Raw genomic sequence first — 23,048 nt, 5'->3', positions numbered from 1 at the left:
ATACAAAAAACCTATCTAATTTGAGAGAGAAACCGTCTTATAGCGATCAAGCAGTGCCCTCACAATATCTGATGAATAAAGACTATTGGATGACTTAATCATAAGCAGATCTCCATTAGAAATTTCGGCAAAAATAAGCGGTACAATTTTTTCAACATTTTCAGCATAATAAACCTTCACAGATGCAGACAGATCAGAGGCTAAAGACTTCATTTCCTCACCAAATAAAAAAATGGGATTAGCACCAGAAAGATATACTGGCTTTACCAAATCACGATGAAGTCTTTCACTATAAGCACCCAACTCGAGCATATCACCCAAAATAGCAATGCGCCGACCACAATCCCCTAGCGGCCCTGTAGCAAGCAAATCAAGAGCCGCACGCATAGACGCAGGATTTGCATTATAACTCTCATCAATTAAAGAAAATTCGCCCCCACTTGGCAAAGCTAATCGATAACGAACACCACGCCCCTTTTGAAGAGAAAAACTGCTTAAAGAAAGCAAAATAGCTTCCAAATCAACACCAAGGGCATCACAAACAGCAATAACAGCCAAACTATTTTGTACAATATGCCGCCCAGGAGCTCCGATTTGAACTTCTCTCTCTTGCTCAAGAATACCGATAGTTACAGAGGAACTATCTGTTAGAAGACGTACCTCTCGAGCCTGATAATCTGCATTTTGTGTCTCACCAAAGCTTAAGATTTTTTTCACACTACATTGCTTTGCTTTTTGCACTAAATAAGAAAAGAAATCACTATCTGCATTTAAAATAGCAATCCCCTCCTTATCCAATCCTTCAAAAATTTCAGCTTTTGCATCGGAAATTTCCTCAAGATTTTTGAAGAACCCCATATGCGCCGCAGAAATATGCGTAATGAGAACAACATGTGGACGGACCAACTGAACCAAAGGACGGATTTCACCCTTATGATTCATACCAATTTCAAAGATACCATAATCACTCTCTTCAGGCATGCGCGCCAAAGTAAGCGGGACGCCCCAGTGATTATTCAAAGAAGCAGGATTAGCATGAACTTTCCCAACAGTTGTCAAAACTTGTTTGAGGGCTTCCTTTGTTGTTGTTTTTCCCACAGATCCTGTTACCGCAATAATTTTAGCCTTTGAGCGCTCGCGCGCAGCTTTCCCAAGTTTTTCTAAGGCTTGTAAAACATCAGCAACAACAATAAGCGGAGCAGATATTTTTTTCATATCTACCAAACGATTTTCCGCAACAATAAGAACGCCAGCACCTCGTTCATAAGCCTGCAGAGCAAAATCATGTCCATCAAGATGATGTCCCTTAATACAGAAAAAAATATCGCCTTCTTCTAAAGTACGACTATCGATAGAAACTCCAGAAAAAGTTTCTGGCAAACATCCTACTACATAGCCACCAATGGCGGCAACAAGTGATTGTTTATCCCATAAAATTGTCATTTGATTCGTTCCTGCAAAGCATCAATTACTTTCAATCTATCCGAAAAAGGATATGTCTTTTTCCCTATAATTTGACCATTCTCATGACCTTTTCCAGCAATGATTAATGTATCCCCTGCTTTCAAAAGCCCAACTGCATAAGTAATAGCTTCACCACGATCTGCTATTTCAATGGCTTTTGGAACTGCTTGTAAAATATCTTGGCGAATTTTTTCTGCTATTTCCGTGCGAGGATTATCATCCGTTACAATAACAATATCAGCTTTATTCTCTGCAATTTTTCCCATCAACGGTCTTTTTCCTTGATCACGATCACCACCGCAACCAAAAACAAGAATCAAACGTCCTTGTGTAAAGGGACGAACAGAAAGCAATACCTGTTCTAAAGCTTCCGGTTTATGTGCATAATCTATATAAACAGGGGCATTATTTTCTGTCTTTCCAACCAACTCTAACCGTCCAGGTGCACCCTGCAAACTTTCCAAAGAACGAAACACCTTATCGGGAGCAACACCTGTTGCAATTGCAAGTCCCGCCGCCATAAGCGCATTGGCCACTTGAAAATCTCCCGCTAAAGGTAAATCAAATGTATAGATATCGTTTTCCACACGACATTCAACACACTGTTTTGAACGTTGATGCTCAACACGATTAATAGTAATAAACTGCCCTTTACGCCCAACTGTTAAAACACGACGGCGTGCCTTCATAACAGTTTCAATCACCTTTTGCGAATAAATATCATCGGCAAAAATCAGAGCAGGAGCATCTTCGGGTAAAAGCGTATCAAACAGCCTCATTTTAGCACGTAAATAGTCCTCTACGCATGTGTGATAATCCATATGATCACGTCCTAAATTAGTAAAGGCGCCAGCAGCAAAATGGACCCCATCAAGCCGACTTTGATCAATTCCATGCGAAGATGCTTCAAGGGCAGCATGCGTCACACCCTCATGGGCAATTTCAGAAAGAAGACGCTGTAAAATGACTGGATCAGGTGTTGTGAGGAAACCATAATCATTCCGATGAGGAGAAACAACACCCACCGTTCCTATACTGGCGGCACATAATCCAACATGAGTCCAAATTTGCCGAACAAAAGAGACAACGGATGTCTTACCGCTCGTCCCAGTCACAGCAACAACCGTCTCAGGTTGAGAACCATAAAAACGCGCAGCTGCCATTGCTAAACTATGACGAGCATTCCCAACACGTAAAAAGGGAACAGATAAATCCTCAAAAACATCATGACAATCTGTAACAATTGCTCGTGCACCACGCTCTAGTGCATCATGAATATAGTGTTTTCCATCAGCTTGATTTCCTTGAATAGCTACAAAAACATAGCCCGGCAAAACTTGTCGAGAATCTGCAGTTATTCCTGTTATTTCCATTGAAGAAAGCTTTTCATCTTCAAGACATTCTACAAAAACTGTTCCAAACAACATGATAACGTACCTTTATATTAATTTTATCGTTGTTTAACGAATTTCGAACTATTCTTTGCACTCAAAAGAGGCTCGTATTCTTTTTCAAAATCTGGCTTTATTCCCAAAAAACTCGCAGAACGGCGAATAATATTAGCAAGCATCGGCCCTGCATTCATTGCTGCTGTTGCTGAACGCTGTCCATCTTCTGGTTGAGGTTCATCGATAATTGTTAAAACAACATAAGAAGGATTCTCAATAGGAAAAGCTGCAAGAAAACTATTAAAATTCTTTGTTTTAGAATATTTTCCATTTTCAACCTTTTCAGCTGTTCCTGTTTTACCACCAACACGATAACCTTCTACTTTAGCATTACGTCCAGAACCAATACCGCTATTTAATTTATAAAGATAACGCATATTTTGACTTGTTTTGGCCTGTAAAACTTTTTTCGCATGTTGCAAAGCTTGTTCTTTTGTACGCTTTAAAAAAGTAGGGTCAACCCACCAACCATCATTCATAAGAGCAGCAGCACCTACTGCTGTTTGCAAAGGTGTTGTTGCCATACCATGTCCAAAAGAAATCGTCATAGAGTGAATATCCTTCCAATGATGAGGCACGACAGGATGAGCAACCTCTGGCAATTCTATTGTCAATCGATCAAGTAAACCAAGTCGTTTTAAAAAATCACGATGTTTGTCAATTCCTACCGCCAAAGCTTCCTTAGCAGAACCAATATTAGAGGAATAAATAAAAACTTCCCAAACTGTTAAGGGGCGATTTTTTCCATGAAAATCACGAATAAAATAATTTTTACTTGCTTGAAGAGGCTTTGAAGCATCAATAACACTATTCAAATGGAAAAGGCCTGAATCAAGTGCCATTGCGGTTGTAAAACTTTTAATGATAGATCCCATTTCAAAAGTCCCAGCAGTCATTCGATTAAAGCGATCACTTTTCAAAGCATCAGCAGGATTTCCAGGATCAAAATCTGGTAATGATGCCAAAGCCAAAATTTCCCCTGTGTGGATATTTAAAATGACAGCTCCTGCAGCAATCGCTTTATAACGCTTTATGGCCTTAACAAGTTCATCATGCACAATTTCCTGAAGTCGCACATCAATTGAAAGCTGAACTGGATTTAATGATTCTTCCGTTGCAAGACCAGCAGCACGCAAAGCACTCAAGCCAGCATCATCAATATATTTTTCCATACCAGCTATGCCCTGATTATCAACATTCACCATGCCAAGAATATGTGAAACCACAGATCCACTTGGATAAAAACGACGAATTTCAGTGCGAAAACCAATCCCTGGAATACCAAGAGCCATAATCCTTGTCTTTTGCATTGGTGTTAATCCACGCTGTATCCAAGAAAAACTAGACTTTTTTTTAAGACGTTTATAAGTCTCCTGCCAATTAAGATTGGGCAAAACTGTTGAGAGCAATTCTATGGTTTCGTCCACATCAATAATACGTCGCGGTTCAGCAAAGAGTGAATAAGTCTTAATATCTGTTGCCAATAAACGGTTATTACGATCCACAATATTAGGGCGAGCAGTGGGCTGAACAGCCGTTGGCCCTTTTGCTTCTTCAATCTTCCCACCTTCAAGCCCATAAGAAATAAGACAAGCCCCCATAATACCATATAAAGCCAGAAAACAGAACACTGAAAAAAGCAACCGTGAACGACCAGAATACGAGCGATGAACGGGAAAATTATCAATATGGAACTGGTTATTTAAACGCTTTTTCTTTTGCAAAAATGGAAAAAAGAATTTCATCACCGCACGCCTTTTTGTACAATGTTATTTACCTGAGAAGCACGATTATTCGCCAAAATATCTCGCCTTTCCTCCAAGATATTTTGTTTAATCACTTCATCAATTGGATCATCTACACGTACCGGAATATCTTTAAACTCTACGACTTGGCGAGGCTGTATGACCTCTAAACCAAGCTCTTTTTGATAACGTTTTGCAAGTTTTTGCATACGCGAAGGCTCTATCATCACAGCCCACTCAGCATGCAATAAACTTACCGTATTTTTTGCCGCAGCAATTTCATGTTCAAGATGACGGATTTCGCTCATTCGCCTTTGGACATCATATTTTACCTTATAAGTAAGACCTGCCATACAAATCATAATCATCACTAAAATCATATCAAATGTGCGAAAAACTGTCATTTCTTGCCACCCTCAAAACTGACGATTTCAGCTAAACCAAATAACTTCATATCTGCGGCAAGACTCTCCGCCTGTGTGCGTACACCAATACGCAACTTTGCAGAACGTGAACGAGGATTTTTCTGGAGTTCCTCTTCACTTGCTGTGATTACACCTTTAAACAAAGGAAAAAATGTTGCTGGAACCGTCTCTATTTCAGGAAGATAGCGTGATCTTCCCCCCTCTCCTGAACGAGCAGAAAAAAATCTTTTAACCATACGATCTTCAAGAGAATGAAAACTCACAACGCCCAAACGACCTCTTGGTTTCAAAACGCGTTCAGCAGCAAATAAGCCACGCGCAAGTTCACTAATTTCATCATTCACATAAATGCGAAGAGCCTGAAATACACGTGTTGCAGGATGAATGCGCTCTGCACTTTTATGTCCTACCAACGCTTCAATGGCATGCGCAAGATCACCAGTACGCAAAAAAGGCTGAATGCAGCGACGCTTTTCAATCATTCGTGCAATTCGTCCTGCATAGCGTTCTTCTCCTAATATTTTAAAAATGCGTGCTAACTCACTAGCTTTTAAACGATTTACAACATCACTAGCAGTAAAACCTGTCTGAGCCATTCGCATGTCTAATGGACCATCTTTTTGAAAAGAAAAACCTCTCTCCGCTTCATCAAGCTGCATTGAAGAAACACCAATATCCAAAATAACAGCATCCACCTTCTCTTCAACGACGCACTCCAACTTTGAAAACTCCATCTGCACCAAACGAAGTCGTGGAAAAAATTCATTAACAAGTGATTGCCCCGCAGCAATAGCATAAGGGTCACGATCAAGCGCAATAACTTGTGCTCCCGCATTTAACAAAGCACGCGTATAACCACCAGCACCAAAGGTGCCATCAATCACTCTTGCCCCAACCAATGGTGCAAGCCCAGCTAAAACTGGCTGTAACAACACTGGAATATGGCGTTCAGCTTTGTGACCTTTTTTTGTCAAAATAATCCATCTTGATTTATGCTTTTTATAATCAACAGCCTCTCTCATGGAAACTGATGTCAGAATAACTAAAACTTCATCTTCACAATGAAAGAAAATAAAGCCAAAGTTAATCAGACCTATAACTTAACACCTTATACTTAAGGAAATGTTATAATTTTTTAAAAAGCTCTTTTTTAAAAGTGTACACTCTAAAAGCGTGCATTGTATAGAACAGGATTCTACACAACGTTAATTTTGCATAATAATCAATGAAATAAAACACATTCAGTCAAAAAAGATCAGTCGGCCTATAAGCCGGGTTCTGTATAATAAAGCTTACACTCTATATGGCAACCATTCATCTGGGACGGATGTTACCATCCGCCTCGTGCAACCTACCCGAATGACTCGCCTGGAAACCAGCTGCAAGTTAAGCCTTGCGCGTCATTTCTATTTGGTCTTGCTCCCGGTGGGGTTTACCTTGCCACATTCATTACTGAATGCGCGGTGGGCTCTTACCCCACCCTTTCACCCTTACCTATAAAAATAGGCGGTTTACTTTCTGTGGCACTTTCCCTAGGGTCGCCCCCGCCGGGCGTTACCCGGCACCGTCTTTCCATGGAGCCCGGACTTTCCTCACCTGTCGTCTTTAAGCATCAGACAAGCGCGGTTGCCCAGCCGACTGACGCGTTACTTATAAAACATTTTTCATCAAGTGAAAATAGTACCTTTAAGAGATTTTAAAGCAAATGCATTACTTTCAAAATTATTTTTATTTTAATGAAGCCAAATAAGTTTTTACTTTTGAGCAATATTTTGCTGAAATAGCATTCATTTTTTTTGCCCCATGACCTGCATTATATTTAAGAATCGTACCACAGGTACTTCCACCACTGAGTTTATATGCCCGTGCCAAATAACGTATACCATATTCAAGATTGGTCGCAGGATCGTAAAGATCTTGCACAGAACCATTAAAACCCAATCCTCGTGCCGTGGAAGGTTTAATTTGCATTAAACCTATTTCACCGGCAGCCCCCTTTGTACGTGCCTTATAATTACTTTCAACTCTTACAACAGCATGTGCCAAATTAACGGGAACATTATACTTATTGGCAAATTTCTGAATAAGGGATTCATAAGGACGCACAGGAATCTTAGCAACAATATTCACTGAATTTTCACTTGATGCTGCAACATTGAAGACAGTATGGGCAAAACTGATATTAAATACAAAAAATACAGCAAATGCTGCACTTAAAAAGACTTTCAAAAATTGCATTTTCTTTCTCTTCATTAAGACATTCTTAAATCCTAGCCGTAATGACTTTTGCGGAGGTATTTTACAGAAAAAAAAAGCTAAAGAGCGGCTTTAAAATGAAAATATTAAGACAATTTCAAGATACATTTTTATAAAAAAGAAAATTTCTTGATAAACAAAATATATATTTCTTCATTTCATAAAATTTAAAAACACAAAGAAATTATAATGCTATCTTCAAAAGATAATATATTTTATCAATTACTCATACACCTATAACATTATTTATATGCAATAAAAAATTATTTAAAATACCACCGATAACTTTTATACAGTTTTCCTAAAAGCTTTCACTGCGATTAATTGATAATCATCAAAAGTAACATGGAGCAAAAGTCTTTCACCAAGCACTCTTGATATTGCAGAATATTTAATGAAGAAGAAAACATTTCCCTTCTTTCCTCAAACGCTTCTAAACATCCACAGCAGAAAAATTACGCTAGAAAAACCAGTTATCAAAATTGATCATTTTCAATGGAGAAATTTGAACATATATAAACACTTCTCGCTTCTAAGCGCATAATAAAGCTCAGTAATCATTTCTGTCGATTTTTTTATTCTATAAAGGAACGGCTTAAATACCACCGTACGACTTGAATAAAAATTTATATCCTCATTCCCATTTTAATAGTTTACGCAATATTATCATCCATTTATCTCTACATACTCATTCCATCTTTTAGAAATCATACAACAAATAAACATTCTAAAATCTGCGTAAGAAAAAACTTCAAATACTTTATATGATCTGTCTATGAGAGAAAAAATAAGCAGTACAACCTTTCTGTATTTTGTTGCAATTCCACAAACAGCGACAAAACACTTTGTAAAATCGGCTGTAAACACAAAATTTTTAAAAGAAATGACTAAAAATAAACATCCGCAATAGAAGGATGAAAAATAGCTTTCGATAAAACCACAGCAACAACTCCCCCTAATTTCTTGGCTTGCTCATCACTCTGACCACTTGCAGAAGCAAAAGCGATTATATCGTGGCGTATTTTTTCAATTATCTTTTTCCGTTGCTCAGGAGACAGTTTGGAGAGTTGCATGATGATATCGGGAAAAGAAACCGTCAACCTCTCTAAAAGCACCTCCTCTGTAATATTAACTTGAGGAGAAGAAAAAGAGCGATCAGATAAAAATTGATAAACCGAAACACTTCGAGAAGAAAAAATACTGGCAAAGAAAACGGAAAACACAAACAAAACAAAAACAATACGGCGCCCGAAAGATCTCATTACCTCTGACTTAAAGATCATAATAGACAAAATAAAATCCTCTGCCTAATACCCACTGAACTACCAATAAAAAATGAAACTCTCTCACCCTTAAAAACACGATTATAAGCCCCTCCCTCAAAAAACTTATATTCCCCTCAGGCACTACATACCACCACACATTATCCACCTCCCCCCTAAACTTCATCAACAACGCCACTCCTTTAAAAAGCCTGACTGAGGATTTCCTCAGTCAGGCAAGACAATCTAGGGGATCCACGCGGGGGGGGGGGGAGGAGGTTCCCCGATCGTCTTCTCGCATCAACCACTAAGTAACTGATGCAATATCTTTGCTATGGAATAAAATGTTTTAAACAACAAGAAATTCTTATCACCTTGCATGCAAAAAAACATAAAAAAAATTATAAATCGTTTAAAAGTGGAAAAATTTAGGCAAAAAACATTCAAAATGATCCAATTTGAGGCAATTTTATTTCAATAAGAATCAATAAAGATCTAAGACCATCATAATTTTCAATATTTTTTTAGAAATTTTCGTGACTATAAAAAAATTTAAAAGCATGAGCGTTTTTTTTGAACTTTACCTATGGCTCAGAAAAAAACTATAAAAACCGTAAACACTTGCTCAATAGCCTTTATCACAACAATCAAAATATAAGCCTGCCCTTTTAAGGTAATATAAAGAATGACAAACTGAAACGTCATTTATAGCGAATCATTCACTATCACTATCTAGGATGGTGATAAATTATTTACAACTGGAAGAAAATTCGAACATATTGTCATAAAGGACTATAATTCATAGAAATATTTTCTTTCTATCGACTACAGCACTAACTCTCTTACGAAATAATAAAGGAGCCATTCTATAGCTAAGAATGACTCTATTCTGTTCTTTATGAAGAGGATGAGCCAATAACTTTTTTGCTACTTACGTTTTTTATGAAATCATACCTTTCATAAAGAACTATAGCTGATTATACAGCTCACTCACATATTTTCTCAAAGGGATATTTGTCTTCAAACCTATCTCTTCGCTCTGTTCATAAAAGATGCAATACTAATCTATCGTAATCAGAAACTTTATACTTAATGAAACTATAAGACAGCAACATTATGACCTTTACCGACGATCATAATATTTGCTCGTGCATCGCAATAACGCTTCAAGAAGTATATTTTACGTCTCTCTCTAAAGTTTTATTCATATATTGCCCTCTCTTATGAGAGCTTTAATAAACATTCTTTTAATTGTGCTTCAAAAGGTTTAAAATAAGAAAATACCCCTATATTTGCAGTTTCCATTCAACTTGCAAAATAATGAACAATCACTAATAAATTCAATATATTAATTAATAAAGTACTGTATCAAATATTAAATGATTCCCCTAAAGCCTCATTTCTATAAGAATATCTTGAGTTATTCCTCTCCACGCTCACCTCTTAAAGCACCTGTAAATCTCATGCAAAAAACAAGATGTGCGGATAAAAGTGATAACTCTTCAAAAACTTACAAAAATTCCACCTTTACAGTCTTTAATTAAAAAGCACGGAATATAGCAGGTTAAATAAAAACGATTTATGCAAAATCTATTTTTTTATCTTTTATATCATCTACGAGTAGACGCGGATCACGTGCAAGCCAAATTATGGGGATAAGCTCCTTATTATTATTTTTCATAGAAGCAAGACAAACCGTTTGTTCTAGAATAAGCCCTGTATTTTCAATCCATTGTTCTATTTGTGCATCTGAAAATCCACAGGATATATGGGTATGACAAACATGTGAAGAAGCAACTTTTTGCTCAACAAAATCTATAATCAGCAAACGCCCATGAGGACGCAAAACACGCGCGGCCTCATGAAGGGCAATTTTCGGGTTGTCAAGAAAATGAAAAGCCCAATGAAGAAGAACCAAGTCAAAAGTTTCATCCCCAATTGAGAGATGCAAAATATTGCTCTCAAGTATAACTTCAACGCCATGCCTATAAAGATCTGAAAACAATTTTAAGACAGAACCTATCTCTACACCAATAGTTAGCATAGCTTCAAAGGGTTTATCGCCAATAATTTCAAGTAAAGCATTTTCCACAACCTGATCGGCAATATAGGATAATCGTAAAGCCTCCCACTCTGCTTTCTGACGTAAAAAACGCTCCTGCGCCACTTTTGAGCGCTGTTTTTTTACCTCCATTAAACGTTCTAAATCACGGGCTAACATCATATCATGCTTTGGCAAAGCTGTAATAACAGCCATCACGATGTCTTTGCCCAAACAATTATGACAAAACGTAAAATAATTCTCTCCTCTCTTCTGACAAGATCTAATAAACAACGCCTCGCGTAATAAACGGAGATGCTGTAAAATACGCGATTGTGACTGCCCCAAAATAAAAGTAAGATCAGAGATCGTTAAATCTTCATGACACAACAGCGCCAAAATACGCAAATGGTTTACATCTGCCATCGTTTTCAGCAGCCTAATCATTGCATCTAAACTTACTCTCTTTTTCATCAATATTCCCTAACTCAGATAAACATTTATTCTGATGAATAGGAAATCAAGTAGTGGGCATAAGGTTGCATAAGGCTGTGCGGATTGTTTTCTGATAACATGAAAACGCCCCCTTATTAAAAACTGAACAGTGTTCCTCACCACCATTTTCCTAAGACAGTTAAGTAACTAATATTGCAATTACAAAACTCCATATGAAAACTTATAACTCACCATTATAATATGATAAGTATTATATTCCTATATGTTATCAGCATCTCAAACCTAATAAACTATACTGTGAAAGAAAATAACCAAATTTCTAGTTTTTCTTTTTATCTCAGATGAAATGAACAATAATTCTACACTATGGGATACGCGCTTGTTTTGAAAACAAAGACAATACGAGCCACTACCACCATAAGCTTAAACAAGATAAGAAGTTTTAGCGTGTAAGCGGCTTATAATTAACACGCTTAAGATTGAGCGACTCTGCACCAAAACGACGAATCTTATCAGCCTCATATTCGGCAAAATTACCTTCAAACCATTCCACATGCCCCTCACCTTCAAAAGCCAAAATATGCGTTGCTAATCGATCAAGAAACATACGATCATGCGATATGATAACTGCACAACCAGCAAAGTTTTCCAATGCATCTTCCAATGCAGCTAATGTTTCAGTATCAAGATCATTTGTTGGTTCATCAAGAAGAAGAACGTTTCCTCCCTCTTTTAAAAGTTTAGCCAAATGGACGCGATTACGCTGCCCTCCTGACAAATTTGCTACCTTTTGCTGTTGATCTGCTCCCTTGAAATTAAACGCACCACAATAAGCGCGACTATTCATCTCATATTTGCCCAACTTAATAATGTCATTTCCCCCAGAAATTTCTTCCCAAACAGTTTTATCGCCTGCCAATGCATCACGACTCTGATCAACATAACTTATGTGCACTGTTTCCCCAACACGTATTTGGCCTGAATCTGGCTTTTCCTGTCCCGTTAACATTCTAAACAAAGTAGATTTTCCCATACCGTTGGCACCAATAACTCCAACAATGCCCCCAGCAGGAAGCTTAAAAGAGAGATCATCAATTAATACACGCTCACCGTATGCTTTAGAAAGATTATCAACTTCAATGACAACCTGCCCCAATCTTTCTCCAATAGGAATAATAATTTGTGCCTCTCCAGGACGACGTTCTCGTGCTGCCTGAACTAATTCATCATAGGCTTTAATCCGAGCCTTTGATTTTGCTTGGCGCCCTTTTGGGCTAGAAGCTATCCACTCCTGCTCACGTGACAATGCACGCTGGCGTGCAGCCTCTTCACGCCCTTCCTGAGCCAAACGTTTTGCTTTTGCAGCCAAATAAGCAGAATAATTCCCCTCATAAGGAATACCTTTACCGCGATCCAATTCTAAAATCCAACCCGTTACATTGTCTAGAAAATAACGATCATGGGTCACCAAAAGCACCGCTCCTGGATATTCGCGTAAATGCCTTTCAAGCCAAGCAGTTGTTTCGGCATCCAAGTGATTTGTTGGCTCATCCAAAAGCAATAAATCAGGTTTTGACAACAATAATTTACACAGGGCAACACGCCGTTTCTCACCTCCTGACAACTTTACCACACTCTCATTGGCAGGTGGACAACCAAGAGCAGCCATAGCCATTTCCACTTGGCTTTCCAAATCCCAAAGATTTTGACTATCAATAACATCTTGCAGCCTAGCACCCTCATCAGCTGTTTCTTCGCTATAATTCATCATTAACGCATTATAACGATCGACAATTGCCTGCTTATCTGCAACCCCCTCCATCACATTACCACGCACATCTTTGCTTGTATCAAGAATAGGCTCTTGCGGCAAATAGCCACAGCGTGCCCCTTCAGCAAGCCATGCGTCTCCTGTATATTCCTTATCAAGCCCAGCCATAATACGTAAAATTGTTGATTTACCTGCACCATTGGGTCCCAAAATACCAATCTTTGCATCTGGATAAAAAGACAAATGAATATTTTCTAAAATTTTCTTATTGCCATAAGCCTTATTAAGCCCAGCCATATGATAGATAAATTGACGTGCCATAAATCTCTCTTTGGTATTTTGCGGTATTTAAAATTAAGACTTTGAAAAAAGTGCTTTCACTTTTTTCAACTACGCGGTAAAGAGCGCTTTCCTTGTATCAAAAGCTTCTCACTCTATATTGATACATTTTTTCTAATCTCACAAGCCCCACTACGGTTTTGCATGCAAAAAAACACCCCCTCAAAAAATAGAGAACAGTTGTTTTTAGCTGTACCTGAAACCTGCTATCAAACATCACCTCTTTTTTCCATACCAAGAACAACATTGTGTTTTTATCGCATTAAGCCGACTTATCAATGTAATATGCTAACGCCCAAAAAACCAATCCTTTATGCCCCCTCTTTTTTTGTCTTATGGGCTTTACACTATGCAGTACAAAACCCCTCTCTTTTTTCATTAATTTTGTGTTATGGAAAACGATTAACTTCACCTTTTTCCTTGATAAAACTTAAGCTGTGTTTACAAAACGACCGCCGCCTTATGGGATCTGACGTTCCAAGCCTGATGATCATGAAAGCTTTACACCAACATGTAGCGATGAGTAACTATAGTGCACTCTCCATTGGAAAATGGTTAGAGTTCGTAAAAAACTATAGAACTAACTGTAAAAACTTATCTACGCCCCTTTTTTGGCTTGATAATTATAAAAATAACACCAATATCCACCAAATTATCTCAAAACTTCAAAACAAAATATAATCTTTTAAAAGTACCGCATAAAGAAAATTTACTATAGGAATATTTCCATGGAAAAAAAGGCCTTAATTGTCATTGATGTTCAAAATGACTTTCTACTAGGTGGAGCACTCGCAGTACCCCAAGGCGATATCATTTTACCAGCTGTTAATAATCTCATCGACCATTTTGATCACGTCATTTTAACCCAAGATTGGCATCCTCAACACCATTGTAGTTTTGCATCTTCCTATCCTGATAAAAAGCCCTATGATAGCGTTGATCTTGACTATGGTCCTCAAATACTTTGGCCCGATCATTGTGTACAAGGAACAAAAGGAGCAGACTTTCATACATCTCTTAAAGTTGAGAAGGCACAGCTTATCCTTCGAAAAGGCTATAACCCAAAAATTGATAGCTATTCCGCCTTTCTTGAAAATGATCAAAAAACACCAACAGGCTTACAAGTTTATCTCAAAGAACACGGCTTCACAAAGCTTGCTATGTGTGGTTTGGCAACGGATTTTTGTGTAGGGTTTTCTGCTCTTCACGCCAGACAATATGGCTTTAAAGTCAGCGTTTCATTGAATGCCTGCGCTGGTATTGACGTAAATGGTTCTCTCAACACAATGCTTAAACTTATGAACGAATCCGGTATAGAGCTCTTAATGGCCTCTTAAAACACCTTCTTTTGCCATTGCAATATAGAGAAAGCTTTCAATTTATTTAGACACAATATGCTTATTAAGATGATGGCGCTTAAAACGAAGAGAAGAATACAACGCCATTCCAATAATACAAACTCCCACAAGACCCGTTAATACTTCAGGAACCGATATAAACGTTTGTAGATACATAATAACTGCCAGCACCAAAATAGCATAAAAAGCACCATGCTCTAAATAACGATAATGTAACAATATCCCTGATTCAACTAACATAATCGTCATAGAGCGAACATAGAATGCCCCTATACCAAGACCAATTGCAATAATGAAAAGATTGTGAGAAAAAGCAAAAGCACCAACCACCCCATCGAAAGAAAAACTAGCATCTAGCATCTCGAGATAAAGAAAGGCGCCTGCACCTCCCTTGGCAACTGTAGACAAAGCTGTTTTTGGAGCATCTAGAAGTGAACTAACAGCTTCGATTCCTATAAAAGTTAAAAGTCCATAAAGAGCAGCAAGTAAGAAAGTCATTTTATCTTCTGTGACAATCTGTGCTGAAAAGCATAATATCAAAGCCAAAACGATTGCAACATCAACACCAACAAGTGCTCCCAATTTTTGAGCAGGTTTCTCTATAAAAGCAAGCCAATGCACCTCTTTTTCAGAATCAAAAAAATATTTCAAGCCGACCATCATGAGGAACGTCCCCCCAAAAGCAGCAATCCCCACATGCGCACCGGTTAAGATTGCAGCATATTGATGTGGTTCCCATATTGCTAATTTTACTGCTGCAATTGGATTAATCCCAACAGCAATAGCAACAACAAGTAACGGAAAAACGATCCGCATCCCAAATACAGCCACCAAAATTCCCCATATCAGGAAACGACGACGCCATACAGGGTCCATTTTTTCAAGAACACGGGCATTGATAATAGAATTATCAAAAGATAAGGAAATTTCTAAAATTCCTAGAACACAGCAAATAAAAAAATATTTAAAAAAACCGGTCACACTTCCTGTTTCTAGCCAACCAAGCCCCCCCCCCAGCAGAACGCCAACAACTGTGAAAAAAAAAGCCCACCTAAAATAGCCTAATAAGGCCATAATCATTCCTCAAAAATCTATTTCTTTCATTTACCTGTAGTGCACATTGCAAAAATGGTCTCTGTTCATAAAATAACACCAATTTACATGGCGTGCTTATATGGGAATGCTCTTTAGAAAAAACAAGAGAAAAATAAGTGATTCTCTCAATTTTCTTTTAAAAATGGATATCTATTTTAAGTTAATATACAAACGATTCAGTTAAAAGTAACTTTCTATCCACTAAAATTAAAAAAATAAAGAAAAATAAAGCTATAAATATTGACATTATATCATGAGATATTAATACATAGTGTGGCTTTATTAGTCATAAGTCTATACCATGATGATTTACTGAGGGAGATAATTCGTGGCACGTCCTGAAACTGAGTCGAAAACTATATTTGGAAAACGTTTACGTTATGTGCGTCTTGCTTTAGGAGATCCATCGCGTGAAACTTTGGCTAAAAATTTTAGCATGACAAAAAATTCTATCGCTTTTTATGAACGTGGCGAAAGAGAACCTAATCTTAGTGTTTTACAAACATACCGCACATTATACGGTGTCAATATTAATTGGCTTTTAACCGGACAGGGAAAGATGTTTGATACCGAATATACTAAAGGTGATTTTGATTGGAACTATTTTATTAAAAAAATTGAAGGGCTTGAAGAAATTCTTACCAGCGGTAATCGTAGTGAAAAACTAAATCAAGAAAAAATCGATAGTTCTTGCGAGAAATTGCAGCAATACCTGTCAAAACAAGGCTTATCTAATAATCTCAACCCAAAAGCTGCAACCTCTCTGATCGATATGAAAGCAAAAATGGCCAATTCCTATACCCTTAGCTTATTTATTGATTTACTCATTCGCAGCGTATCTCAAAAAGAAATTACAGCTAATCAATAAATATCCTGATCATAAAGAATCAAAAAATATAAGCTTTATCAGTAGGAATAAGAGGTGTTTTCCCTTTTTCAAGGTTTATAGGGATTGGTGTTTGTGCAAATTTTATTTTTATAGTAGAATCGCGAAACGGCTATTACCAAATAATAGTTTTTTCCAATAGAGTGGTGGTATAACATAATTAAAATTTTAAAAATCAGCTTTATAGTATAAAACGCTCATTTTCTTCTTATTGACAAGAAATGTTTTCTTGTTACAAAGATATAGCCCTCATAGAAATTATTGTTTTAAGAGCAAAAAATTTAAGGGGAATATATTGACTACTTATTATAGAGATATACCTTAATACCTATAGTCAGAGTATTTGAATATTTATTCCTGCAAATTATCGGCTATTTTATGAGGTGGGAAGCATGTATTTTGAGGTGTTTCAAGGTGTTCACAATCAGTGGTATTGGCGTTTAATCTCAGGAGATGAGCAAAAAATCGCTTTTTCCAGTAAAGGTTATCCAACAAAACAAGATATCTTGATAAATATTGAGCAGATAAAAGAGATTACGCATAAAGCCCTTATTAGAGAGCTACAATCTTAATGCCATTTATCCTTAAAACAAAGATTTTTGCTGTGTTATTTTAGCCTCTGCGTTACACTTTGATTATGGACAGCATATTGATAATGGTAGTATAGTGTTATTCATGTTGCATAGAAATCCTAAATATCCCAAGATTTTCTCATTCTAAACCTGTTTATATTGAAGCAACCGAAATTGTTCACTTGCGCATCACGAGTGAGGCTAGCGCGTAGATGAAAATTATACAAGAAAGGACTAAAATGCTTCTTATAAAAGCTCTTAAATCTGAGGACTGGAAGTATTTAAGAATAGTATAAGGACTTGCCACCTTTTATAAACGTAAAGATGGCAGTGCCCCCAATAAACCTACTATTCCACTCATGAGTTCTAACATGAAATAGGCTTGAGAACAACTAAAAGATATTTCTTTAAAACAAGCACGTAAACATACATCCACTAACATCGCCTCTTACGTAAGGAACAGCCTCCCATTAAAGCATGCAGTAGAACAATAAAGTGATCGATTTCTCTTCAGAAAGAGAGAACTTCACGGAATTTCTAACATAGACAAAACAACTTAGATAAAGCTTTTTGCAAAAGCCGGCCTATCTCCAACACAATAATCAGACTCCTCTTGAAACTAGAATCGGCAACTTTCTCAAATCTTGTGGATTTTCATGAAAATAACAAATATAAATCACTCATGATCAATATGATTGTTCTGCCTCATATCCAATATTCTCCACGTACAGCCTTCTCTTTCTATTTTTCTATCTGCTGCACCTTATAAAGACACTAAAAACTTTTTTACTTGCTGCTGTTATATCTCTTTTTATGCTTATTTTTACGCTATTTTTTATAAGGCATTTCACTCCCTAAACACACAAACCAACACTCCTATTGTTATTAGCAATAGGGACATCACAAAAAGTTGTATTTTCAATACAGTTACGAAATTATATATTGCATTCTTATAATAATTTTAACAACGCATAATCGTTGTATCACCACCAATGACTATCTCCCCATACATTTTGAATATTTTCATAAACCATATCATGAAAATAAGTTTGAACATTGCTTCAAAATATAATTTCATCACCAATTCAACATCCACTTTTATGACAACGTTCCCCTCTCGCGTTATCTCTAACCTTTTTCATTGCTGTATTAACACCCACCCTACAAAGCTTATCATCCATGAACTCCAATACCCTAGAATGTACACAGAATTACTTTTTCGCATCATCTTCAGATTTAACAGCTTCCTGATATTGCTTTATAATTTCCTCGTACTGCTTAACTTGTTTTTTCAGTTTTTCAATTGCGTTATCGCGCCTTTTAATTACCATATTTTGCTCTCTAATCGCCCTATCACGTTCTTCAGTCATCTTCATAGAATCTCTTAAGAACTCATGCTTTATCTTTCTTGCCTGTTCTTTAAGAACTTGAACTTGATCACGATAATAAAGAGCAAACCGAAACATGACGCCACTAAAAAGCAAAACAACAATCACCACTCCTAATAAAATTTCATTTACGCTCATTTTGAGTTCCTTTAATTGCCATTAAATTGATCACCTCGACCAATTTTTTGTTTCGCCCTCCATTAAAAAAGAATGCAAAAAATTGCTTTCCAAGTGGAACAAATCACACTCTGTCCCCTATTCACTTCATAAAAACACGCTAACAAATAGCACTGCCAACCCCCATAAAGCTGCTTAAATCCATCCCCTCCTGCCAACACCTTGCATGATGTTTATTGATACAAAATGCAAAACCACACATAATTTCAAATAACATGAACAGCGTGATACACTCAGAAAATTCCTCCATAGTGTCGTTTTTTCTTAGCTTTTTTATATCACAGAGAATATATCCCCCTATACAAAGCGCTTTTTCATTACGGAAATCTTCACAGTTACTAACTTCAAGATAACCGTAAACTTTTGCTTTCTTACAAACCGTTGTATAATTGCAAACTAAAGCATTGACATAAATGTTAGATTTTTTGAGAACCTCTACATAGTTATAAACAAGAACACAGCTATTAACATGTACATTGCTACTTTCCTTTGAGCGACAATAAGTCTTTATTTTCTTGTAAACATACAATCCACTCCCCCCCCCTATATGACCATATATTTGTGCATTACTATACACATGGACAATGCTAAAAACAGGTAACATGCAATCTATCTGCCTATGATCACAAACACAGATATCCGAAAAAGAAATATCGTTATAAACTATGGCATCAGTCAAAACATGCCGATTTTTGATAAAACCTATACCATTAATATAATATTTTCCCCAATAATCATCTTCATGACTGAGAGTATCTTCATACTCTGTTAAATTACCCAAATTACTTTTTTTGATGTTTTTAAACTCTCTTAACACACACATGCGATATACCATCTCTGACAGTAACTTAATCTCTTAAAACAAAAGAAAAACCAGTATTCCGCACCCATGAATTTATATTTTCTACAACTATGATCTTTTTCCTTCAGAGAACAGAAATCCATTATATCCACACACCAAATGCAGAAATTTCTTACAAATGCCAATGTTAGGGGATATCTTGATTTATAATGACGCTACGTATACTATCAGTAATATTTCAGGAACACACCGAGTGTATTTCCATATCTGGTTATACGCACCTACCCTGTCACAATCGTGAAACTAAGCAACCATTTTTTATTGATTCGAATCTGAAAGTGTATGGGGACATTTTGTTATTAGTTAAAAACAACTCTGTATCCTTCATAAGCGAAAAGCTACGCATGGGTATTTTCACGCTCCTTATCTCATATATTCTGGATTCGCAGTGTAATATTAACGCTATAGCGTAAATGTGTAAAGGTCTAAAAATGAAAAAGACTGAAAAAGATTGGTTCCAACGCTTAATTGAATTAATAGAGAGTGACGGACGCACAATGATTCAAATAAGTAAAGCAGCAGGCTGTGGGCAAAACTACGTACAACAAATGATAAAGGGAGGAAAAAGACCCTCTGTAGATAAGCTTATGGCTATTCTTAACACACTCGGAAATGCTAGCGCTATATATGTAATAACTGGCTTTAACATCTCCGATGAAGATTTAAAACTTATCGCTTTAATTTCCTCTGGAGATAAAAAGAAGATTGAAGCTTTAAGTATTCTATTGACTGAGCAGAATCTGTAGAATTTTCTACTATTTTCAATATCTCTTGTTTTTGAGTCGTAGACAAAGCCTCCCATTTCACGATAATATCAGATAAAGTCGCCTCAAATTTTTCGTCATTCTTCATAGTTACACTCCATGTAGCCAAACTATATAACGCCGAAACGTTTACGCATATCCCATAATTTAGAAAAAATATTTGTAATAAGCAGTATGGAAGCAGTTGTATACAAACTGGTTTTATAAAATTAGATGGAATTCTTTTGGTTATGTACCATGGTGAAACAGAAAACATCACACGGTCCAGACCTTTTTATAAAAAACTGATATTATCACTTTTATCAACAACGTTAATAATATTATGCAAATCTCGCGATTCGCACCAATAACTTATTAATCTGAAGCTATCTCTAAAAATATTGCTGGTTTCTATATGAAAGAAGGCAAACAATTATTTTAAACGAGAAGCATATCACAATTTTATTCTACACAGCACTACCTGTATTTTTCAAACGATATCGCAATGTAAAAACATAACAACGCGATACGCATCGTTCCTATGAACAGCAGTGCTGCCTACAATTTCATGGCATGCTCTTACAAAAAGTTACCTTCCTCCTAAGTCTACTGAAAATATTGCCGTAGAAATCCATCATGAACAAAAATAGCAATACTTTTAAAAAAGACAACGGATCAAGCCCAAATAATACCTGCATATATATTGTACAAGTATTGACCAAAAGAAGAACAGATTCTCAGTTTTTAAAAAACAGCAACAAGTGTGATTATCATTGACCACATGTTATGCATAAATATTTGTAGACTCTATTCTTTTGTACAGAATTGAATCATAATGATACAGTTTTAAGACGGAAAGATGTGAGAGATAATACCATTTATTTAAAAGCAGCAAGAATCGCATCAATAACAGTTTTTCCACACCTCATGAAGAATGTAATGAAGCAGAAATTATAAAAACCACAAAATAACATATACCGGTTAGTGCAGATGCAGTGATATCGTAAACGAAAAGCTCTTTAGTTAAACGAAAGAGCACATGGTAGTCTCTAGAGCAAAATCGTAGAAAGAGAACAATAAAAGACGAAAAAATTCAGGATAAACAAAAAACAAATCATAAAATCTCAAAATTATAGAATCTCAAAATTTCTACATAATCTATTTGTTTTATAAGATGGTGGGCCCGGAGGGACTCGAACCCCCAACCAAGCGGTTATGAGCCGCTGGCTCTAACCAATTGAGCTACAGGCCCCACACAGGTTGCTTCTCTCTAAACTAAAATGCCCTATGATACAAGAGCCTAGCTAAATTATAACTCATCTTTTTCTCTTTTCTCTTGGTTTTTTCTCCAATGCTCTAATTTCTTTACAAGAACCCTCAGAAATGAGAAAGTAGCAAATATCATAAATATAAAGGAATAGACATGACAAAAACAGTTTTCCATTCATTAAATCACTATAGAATCAAGATAGCGATGATGGCACTCACGCTTCTCATCAGTTCACTCCCTCTACACGCTGAAGAAGGCAAAATGAAAAACCCAACAATTACAGTTAGTGCAACTGGCGAAGGTCAAGCAGCACCGGACATGGCAATTATCACTTTAACTGTTGTGACAGAGGATAAAACTGCTCAACAAGCATTAGCCGCCAATAATAAAATTACGAATGATATTGTAAACGCTTTAAAAAACAATGGTATCCGAGCCAATGATTTACAAACATCAGGCTTATCGATTTATCAATCTAATACCGACAAACATACAGAAAAACAGAAAAATGAAAAACTGTATCATGTTTCAAACTCTTTAACAGTACGTATTCGTGATATTGACAAGGTTGGTAAAATATTTGATCAAGCAATGGCGCTTGGTGCCAATTCGGTCAACGGCATTACCTTTACCAATGCTGATCAAAAGCCATTTTTTCAAGAAGCACGCAAAAAAGCTATTTCTGAAGCTATTGAAAAAGCAAAAACAATAGCACAAGCAGCAGATGTAAAGTTAGGAAAAATCATTAGAATCAATGAAAATGAAAATGATGATCACTATTATCCAAAGCTACACCTTATGAGCCGAGCAGCAGATACAAGCTATGCAGACACAAATTTTTCAGTGGGTGAGTTAGACTATCATGTTAGTGTTACCGTGGTATTTGCTATAGACTAAATTAACTAATGTCATCAGTTATTGTGTGAAATAGTGAATCACTGGCCTTTACAAAGAAGACCAGTGATGTGGTGGAGATAAGCTTCTTCAGACGATAATTCATCCTCATAAATTTCTATCTGTCCACATGCAGAAAATTCTGTTTGATGCACCGTCTGACAATCTCCTGACACAAGCGGATGCCACCATTGAAGTTCTTTTCCCTCATTAATCAATCGATAAGCACAACTTTCTGGTAGCCAGCGAGCTGTTTTAACCGTTGCCACATCCAATGCTATACAATTTGGAACAATTGATTGGCGATGAACATAATTCTGACACCGACAAGTTTCTCTATCTAAAAGACGACAAGCGACGCTGGTTGTATAAATATCACTTGTATCCTCATCTTCTACTTTGTGCAAACAACAACACCCACACCCATCACAAAGACTTTCCCACTCGGCAGGTGAAATTTCTTCTAATTTTTTTACTTTCCAAAAAGGAATTTCTTTACTCATAAATCAACCACATCTTTTTGGAAAAAAAGCTTAAAAAGCAAAATAAATAAATTCGCAACATTGCCTTAAAACAAGCTTTTTAAATAAACTCAA

General features: G+C 36.6%; 20 protein-coding genes, 1 tRNA gene and 1 other RNA gene. 6 read left to right on the top strand and 16 right to left on the bottom strand.

Annotated features, from left to right (window positions below; translation table 11 throughout):
- Positions 1-15: 15 nt before the first annotated feature.
- The 10 genes from ABD917_RS04320 to ettA all read right to left on the bottom strand — a co-directional run bounded on the left by ABD917_RS04320 (position 16) and on the right by ettA (position 13,189).
- Positions 16-1,443, bottom strand: coding sequence for a UDP-N-acetylmuramoylalanyl-D-glutamyl-2,6-diaminopimelate--D-alanyl-D-alanine ligase (locus ABD917_RS04320; protein WP_345118875.1), 1,428 nt, complete (start codon positions 1,441-1,443; stop codon positions 16-18).
- A complete protein-coding gene (locus ABD917_RS04315) occupies positions 1,440-2,891 on the bottom strand; it encodes a UDP-N-acetylmuramoyl-L-alanyl-D-glutamate--2,6-diaminopimelate ligase (RefSeq protein ID WP_345118874.1) in 1,452 nt (483 codons plus the stop codon). The genes ABD917_RS04320 and ABD917_RS04315 overlap by 4 nt, the downstream gene beginning before the upstream one ends.
- A gap of 23 nt (positions 2,892-2,914) precedes the next feature.
- The gene (locus ABD917_RS04310) at positions 2,915-4,657 is read right to left on the bottom strand and encodes a peptidoglycan D,D-transpeptidase FtsI family protein (RefSeq protein ID WP_345118873.1); all 1,743 of its coding nucleotides are present in this window, start codon (positions 4,655-4,657) and stop codon (positions 2,915-2,917) included.
- Positions 4,657-5,061 (bottom strand): cell division protein FtsL, encoded by a 405-nt coding sequence (gene ftsL, locus ABD917_RS04305; protein WP_345118872.1) that lies wholly within the window; start codon positions 5,059-5,061, stop codon positions 4,657-4,659. Before ftsL ends, ABD917_RS04310 begins: the two co-directional genes overlap by 1 nt.
- Positions 5,058-6,104 (bottom strand): 16S rRNA (cytosine(1402)-N(4))-methyltransferase RsmH, encoded by a 1,047-nt coding sequence (gene rsmH, locus ABD917_RS04300; protein WP_425548546.1) that lies wholly within the window; start codon positions 6,102-6,104, stop codon positions 5,058-5,060. The genes ftsL and rsmH overlap by 4 nt, the downstream gene beginning before the upstream one ends.
- A 229-nt stretch (positions 6,105-6,333) precedes the next feature.
- Positions 6,334-6,724, bottom strand: an RNA gene (rnpB, locus tag ABD917_RS04295) — RNase P RNA component class A.
- 86 nt (positions 6,725-6,810) lie between these two features.
- Complete coding sequence (locus ABD917_RS04290) at positions 6,811-7,320, bottom strand: lytic transglycosylase domain-containing protein (protein WP_345118870.1); 510 nt, start codon at positions 7,318-7,320, stop codon at positions 6,811-6,813.
- 905 nt (positions 7,321-8,225) lie between these two features.
- Positions 8,226-8,621, bottom strand: coding sequence for a hypothetical protein (locus ABD917_RS04285; protein ID WP_425548547.1), 396 nt, complete (start codon positions 8,619-8,621; stop codon positions 8,226-8,228).
- 1,558 nt (positions 8,622-10,179) lie between these two features.
- Positions 10,180-11,115: a methyltransferase domain-containing protein gene (locus tag ABD917_RS04280; RefSeq protein WP_345118869.1), complete on the bottom strand. Its 936-nt coding sequence runs from the start codon at positions 11,113-11,115 to the stop codon at positions 10,180-10,182.
- A 424-nt stretch (positions 11,116-11,539) separates the two neighbouring features.
- Positions 11,540-13,189 carry an energy-dependent translational throttle protein EttA gene (gene ettA, locus ABD917_RS04275; protein ID WP_345118868.1) on the bottom strand — a complete coding sequence of 550 codons (1,650 nt, stop codon included), beginning with the start codon at positions 13,187-13,189 and terminating at the stop codon, positions 11,540-11,542.
- 162 nt (positions 13,190-13,351) lie between these two features.
- Between ettA and ABD917_RS04270 the strand changes: the two genes are divergently transcribed.
- Together ABD917_RS04270 and pncA are read left to right on the top strand one after the other, a co-directional pair.
- Positions 13,352-13,888 carry a hypothetical protein gene (locus ABD917_RS04270; protein ID WP_345118867.1) on the top strand — a complete coding sequence of 179 codons (537 nt, stop codon included), beginning with the start codon at positions 13,352-13,354 and terminating at the stop codon, positions 13,886-13,888.
- 47 nt (positions 13,889-13,935) lie between these two features.
- A complete protein-coding gene (gene pncA / locus ABD917_RS04265; protein WP_345118866.1) occupies positions 13,936-14,544 on the top strand; it encodes a bifunctional nicotinamidase/pyrazinamidase in 609 nt (202 codons plus the stop codon).
- Between the two features lie 42 nt (positions 14,545-14,586).
- Here the strand turns inward: pncA and ABD917_RS04260 are convergent, their stop codons facing one another.
- Positions 14,587-15,639 (bottom strand): DUF475 domain-containing protein, encoded by a 1,053-nt coding sequence (locus ABD917_RS04260; protein WP_345118865.1) that lies wholly within the window; start codon positions 15,637-15,639, stop codon positions 14,587-14,589.
- A gap of 349 nt (positions 15,640-15,988) precedes the next feature.
- Here ABD917_RS04260 and ABD917_RS04255 point away from each other — a divergent pair, with 349 nt between their 5' ends.
- A complete protein-coding gene (locus ABD917_RS04255) occupies positions 15,989-16,528 on the top strand; it encodes a helix-turn-helix domain-containing protein (protein ID WP_345118864.1) in 540 nt (179 codons plus the stop codon).
- Between the two features lie 410 nt (positions 16,529-16,938).
- Positions 16,939-17,118, top strand: a complete 180-nt coding sequence (locus ABD917_RS04250; RefSeq protein WP_019218905.1) for a YegP family protein — start codon at positions 16,939-16,941, stop codon at positions 17,116-17,118.
- Positions 17,119-18,329: 1,211 nt separating this feature from the next.
- Here ABD917_RS04250 and ABD917_RS04245 read toward each other — a convergent pair.
- Together ABD917_RS04245 and ABD917_RS04240 are read right to left on the bottom strand one after the other, a co-directional pair.
- Positions 18,330-18,644 (bottom strand): hypothetical protein, encoded by a 315-nt coding sequence (locus ABD917_RS04245; RefSeq protein WP_345118863.1) that lies wholly within the window; start codon positions 18,642-18,644, stop codon positions 18,330-18,332.
- A gap of 139 nt (positions 18,645-18,783) precedes the next feature.
- Entirely contained in the window at positions 18,784-19,506 is a 723-nt protein-coding gene (locus ABD917_RS04240; RefSeq protein ID WP_345118862.1) for a hypothetical protein, read from the bottom strand.
- 470 nt (positions 19,507-19,976) lie between these two features.
- On the opposite strand from ABD917_RS04240, the gene ABD917_RS04235 reads away from it, so the two are divergent.
- On the top strand, positions 19,977-20,291 hold the full coding sequence (locus ABD917_RS04235) for a helix-turn-helix domain-containing protein (RefSeq protein ID WP_273719838.1): 315 nt from the start codon (positions 19,977-19,979) through the stop codon (positions 20,289-20,291).
- On the opposite strand, the gene ABD917_RS04230 is transcribed toward ABD917_RS04235, so the two are convergent.
- Positions 20,215-20,397 (bottom strand): hypothetical protein, encoded by a 183-nt coding sequence (locus ABD917_RS04230; protein ID WP_345118860.1) that lies wholly within the window; start codon positions 20,395-20,397, stop codon positions 20,215-20,217. The genes ABD917_RS04235 and ABD917_RS04230 overlap by 77 nt on opposite strands.
- A gap of 1,066 nt (positions 20,398-21,463) precedes the next feature.
- A tRNA-Ile gene (locus ABD917_RS04225) sits at positions 21,464-21,540 on the bottom strand.
- A gap of 171 nt (positions 21,541-21,711) precedes the next feature.
- Between ABD917_RS04225 and ABD917_RS04220 the strand changes: the two genes are divergently transcribed.
- Positions 21,712-22,455 (top strand): SIMPL domain-containing protein, encoded by a 744-nt coding sequence (locus ABD917_RS04220; RefSeq protein WP_345118859.1) that lies wholly within the window; start codon positions 21,712-21,714, stop codon positions 22,453-22,455.
- 38 nt (positions 22,456-22,493) lie between these two features.
- On the opposite strand, the gene ABD917_RS04215 is transcribed toward ABD917_RS04220, so the two are convergent.
- Positions 22,494-22,955 carry a YcgN family cysteine cluster protein gene (locus ABD917_RS04215; protein ID WP_345118858.1) on the bottom strand — a complete coding sequence of 154 codons (462 nt, stop codon included), beginning with the start codon at positions 22,953-22,955 and terminating at the stop codon, positions 22,494-22,496.
- Positions 22,956-23,048: the final 93 nt, after the last annotated feature.

Source organism: Bartonella pachyuromydis (assembly GCF_039543065.1).
In the GTDB taxonomy this organism is placed as follows: domain Bacteria; phylum Pseudomonadota; class Alphaproteobacteria; order Rhizobiales; family Rhizobiaceae; genus Bartonella; species Bartonella pachyuromydis.
This window is presented reverse-complemented; position numbering and strand designations above follow the sequence as displayed.

Excerpts from the sequence above, each read along its gene's own strand:
- ABD917_RS04215 (WP_345118858.1), bottom strand. The coding sequence starts at position 22,955 with ATGAGTAAAGAAATTCCTTTTTGGAAAGTAAAAAAATTAGAAGAAATT.
- ABD917_RS04240 (WP_345118862.1), bottom strand. The coding sequence starts at position 19,506 with ATGTGTGTGTTAAGAGAGTTTAAAAACATCAAAAAAAGTAATTTGGGT.
- ABD917_RS04230 (WP_345118860.1), bottom strand. The coding sequence starts at position 20,397 with ATGAAGAATGACGAAAAATTTGAGGCGACTTTATCTGATATTATCGTG.
- ABD917_RS04280 (WP_345118869.1), bottom strand. The coding sequence starts at position 11,115 with ATGAAAAAGAGAGTAAGTTTAGATGCAATGATTAGGCTGCTGAAAACG.
- ABD917_RS04220 (WP_345118859.1), top strand. The coding sequence starts at position 21,712 with ATGACAAAAACAGTTTTCCATTCATTAAATCACTATAGAATCAAGATA.
- ABD917_RS04290 (WP_345118870.1), bottom strand. The coding sequence starts at position 7,320 with ATGCAATTTTTGAAAGTCTTTTTAAGTGCAGCATTTGCTGTATTTTTT.
- ABD917_RS04320 (WP_345118875.1), bottom strand. The coding sequence starts at position 1,443 with ATGACAATTTTATGGGATAAACAATCACTTGTTGCCGCCATTGGTGGC.
- ABD917_RS04250 (WP_019218905.1), top strand. The coding sequence starts at position 16,939 with ATGTATTTTGAGGTGTTTCAAGGTGTTCACAATCAGTGGTATTGGCGT.
- ABD917_RS04245 (WP_345118863.1), bottom strand. The coding sequence starts at position 18,644 with ATGAGCGTAAATGAAATTTTATTAGGAGTGGTGATTGTTGTTTTGCTT.
- ABD917_RS04260 (WP_345118865.1), bottom strand. The coding sequence starts at position 15,639 with ATGGCCTTATTAGGCTATTTTAGGTGGGCTTTTTTTTTCACAGTTGTT.
- ABD917_RS04310 (WP_345118873.1), bottom strand. The coding sequence starts at position 4,657 with ATGAAATTCTTTTTTCCATTTTTGCAAAAGAAAAAGCGTTTAAATAAC.
- ettA (WP_345118868.1), bottom strand. The coding sequence starts at position 13,189 with ATGGCACGTCAATTTATCTATCATATGGCTGGGCTTAATAAGGCTTAT.
- ftsL (WP_345118872.1), bottom strand. The coding sequence starts at position 5,061 with ATGACAGTTTTTCGCACATTTGATATGATTTTAGTGATGATTATGATT.
- ABD917_RS04285 (WP_425548547.1), bottom strand. The coding sequence starts at position 8,621 with ATGATCTTTAAGTCAGAGGTAATGAGATCTTTCGGGCGCCGTATTGTT.
- ABD917_RS04315 (WP_345118874.1), bottom strand. The coding sequence starts at position 2,891 with ATGTTGTTTGGAACAGTTTTTGTAGAATGTCTTGAAGATGAAAAGCTT.
- rsmH (WP_425548546.1), bottom strand. The coding sequence starts at position 6,104 with ATGAGAGAGGCTGTTGATTATAAAAAGCATAAATCAAGATGGATTATT.
- ABD917_RS04235 (WP_273719838.1), top strand. The coding sequence starts at position 19,977 with ATGAAAAAGACTGAAAAAGATTGGTTCCAACGCTTAATTGAATTAATA.
- pncA (WP_345118866.1), top strand. The coding sequence starts at position 13,936 with ATGGAAAAAAAGGCCTTAATTGTCATTGATGTTCAAAATGACTTTCTA.
- ABD917_RS04270 (WP_345118867.1), top strand. The coding sequence starts at position 13,352 with ATGCAAAAAAACACCCCCTCAAAAAATAGAGAACAGTTGTTTTTAGCT.